The organism is Zoogloea oryzae (assembly GCF_030161255.1).
Taxonomy (GTDB): domain Bacteria; phylum Pseudomonadota; class Gammaproteobacteria; order Burkholderiales; family Rhodocyclaceae; genus Zoogloea; species Zoogloea oryzae.
The window spans coordinates 1-2,015 of the sequence record NZ_BSPX01000174.1; the positions used below are offsets into that span (position 1 = coordinate 1).

Genomic DNA, 2,015 nt, shown 5'->3' on the forward strand with positions numbered 1-2,015 from the left:
GCCAGCCCGGCGAGGTTGAGGGCGCAGCGCTGGCCGGCGTGGCCGGTGTCGGCCTTGCGGTTCTGCACGTGCAGGCTGCGCACCCGGGCGGTCTTGCTGGCGGGGGCGAGCTGGATGTTGTCGCCCACCGCGACGCGCCCGGCGTGCACGGTGCCGGCGACAATGGTGCCGGCGCCGGCGAGGGTGAATACGCGATCGACCGCCAGCCGGAAGCTGCCGGATTCGGTGCGGGTCGGGGTGGCGGCCGCGGCGTCCAGCAGGTGCTGGCGCAGCGCGGGGATGCCGTCGCCGCTGATCGCCGAGACCGGGAAGACCGGCGACCCCGCCAGGCTGCCGCCCGCCAGCAGGGCGTGGAGTTCGGCTTCGACTTCGGCGAGGCGTTCCGGGCTGGCTCGATCCATCTTGGTCAGGGCCACCGCGCCGCGGGCGACGCCCAGCAGTTGCAGGATCTGCAAGTGCTCGCGGGTTTGCGGCATGGGGCCGTCGTCGGCGGCGACCACCAGCAGCGCGAAGTCGATGCCGTTGGCGCCGGCGAGCATGGTGGGGACGAATTTCTCGTGGCCGGGCACATCGATGAAGCCGACGGTGGCCTCGGGCGAGCCGTCGCCGCCCGGCAGCGGGAGGTAGGCGTAGCCCAGTTCGATGGTGATGCCGCGGCGCTTTTCTTCGGGCAGGCGGTCGGTGTCGATGCCGGTGAGGGCGCGGACCAGGGTGGTCTTGCCGTGGTCGATGTGGCCGGCGGTGCCGATCAGCATGGGGCGAATCCTGCGCTGAGCTGGGCGAGGAAGGCGGCTTCGTCGGCTTCGGGCAGGCAGCGCAGATCCAGGTGCAGGGCGTCGTCGGCGATGCGGCCGATCACCGGCACGGGCAGGCCGCGCAGCCTGGCTTCCAGCTTGTTGAGGATGCCGCCCTTGCGCCCGATGGGGCGGAAGACGAGGCCGGCGGAGGGCAGGCGATCCACCGGCAGGCTGCCGGAGCCGATCTGCGACAGCATCGGCTCGATGGACACCGTGAGCGGCCGGTCCGCCAGCAGCGCGGCGAGCGGGCCGTGGAGGCGCGCGGCCTGGGCGAGCATGGCGTTCTGGGGGCGGGTGAGGAGGTGCAGGGTGGCGAGCTGCTCGGGCAGGCGGTCCGGGTCGCGGTAGAGGCGCAGCACGGCTTCGAGGCCGGCGAGGGTGATCTTGCCGACGCGCAGCGCCCGCTTGAGGGGGTTCTTCTTGATCTTGCCGATGAGATCCTTGCGGCCGACGAGGATGCCGGCCTGGGGGCCGCCGAGGAGCTTGTCGCCGGAGAAGGTGACGAGGTCGGCGCCACTCTCGATGGCTTCGCGGGGCGTGGGCTCGTGGGGCAGGTTCCAGCGTTCGAGGTCGGTGAGGGTGCCGCTGCCCAGGTCTTCCACAAACGGCAGGCCGCGGGCGTGGGCGATGCGGGCCATGTCTGCCTGACCGACGCTGGCGGTGAAGCCCTGCACCGCGTAGTTGCTGGTGTGGATCTTCATCAGCAGGCCGGTGCGCGGGCCGATGGCCTCTTCGAAATCCTTCGGGTGGGTGCGGTTGGTGCAGCCCACCTCGACGAGCCTGGCGCCGGCGCGCTTCATGATGTCGGGCACGCGGAAGGCGCCGCCGATCTCGACCAGTTCGCCCCGGGAGACGATGACCTCCTTGCGCTGGGCGAGGGTGTTGAGGAGCAGGAAGACCGCGGCGGCGTTGTTATTCACCACCGTGGCGGCTTCGGCGCCGGTGAGTTCGCGCAGCAGATCGTTCACCACGTCGTCGCGGTCGCCGCGGCCGCCGGTTTCGACGTCGTATTCGAGGGCGCAGGGGCTCCGGGCGGCGTCGACCATCGCGGCGATGGCGGCCTCGGGGAGCACGGCGCGGCCGAGGTTGGTGTGGAGGACGGTGCCGGTGAGGTTGAAGACGCGCTTGAGCGTGGGCGTGGCGCGGGCCTGGAGGCGGGCGCCGGCGGCGGCGATGAGGGCGTCGGCGTCCGGGGCGGGCTGGCCCTGGGCGATGCCG

2 protein-coding genes are annotated in these 2,015 nt (G+C 72.4%); both read right to left on the minus strand.

Annotated elements, in window-relative coordinates; translation table 11 throughout:
• The coding region (gene selB / locus QQK25_RS22785; RefSeq protein WP_284190019.1) for a selenocysteine-specific translation elongation factor at positions 1-755 on the minus strand (755 nt) is incomplete at its 3' end.
• Positions 749-2,015: L-seryl-tRNA(Sec) selenium transferase (gene selA / locus QQK25_RS22790; RefSeq protein ID WP_284190020.1), on the minus strand; the 1,267-nt coding region annotated here is incomplete at its 5' end. The genes selA and selB, both read right to left, overlap by 7 nt.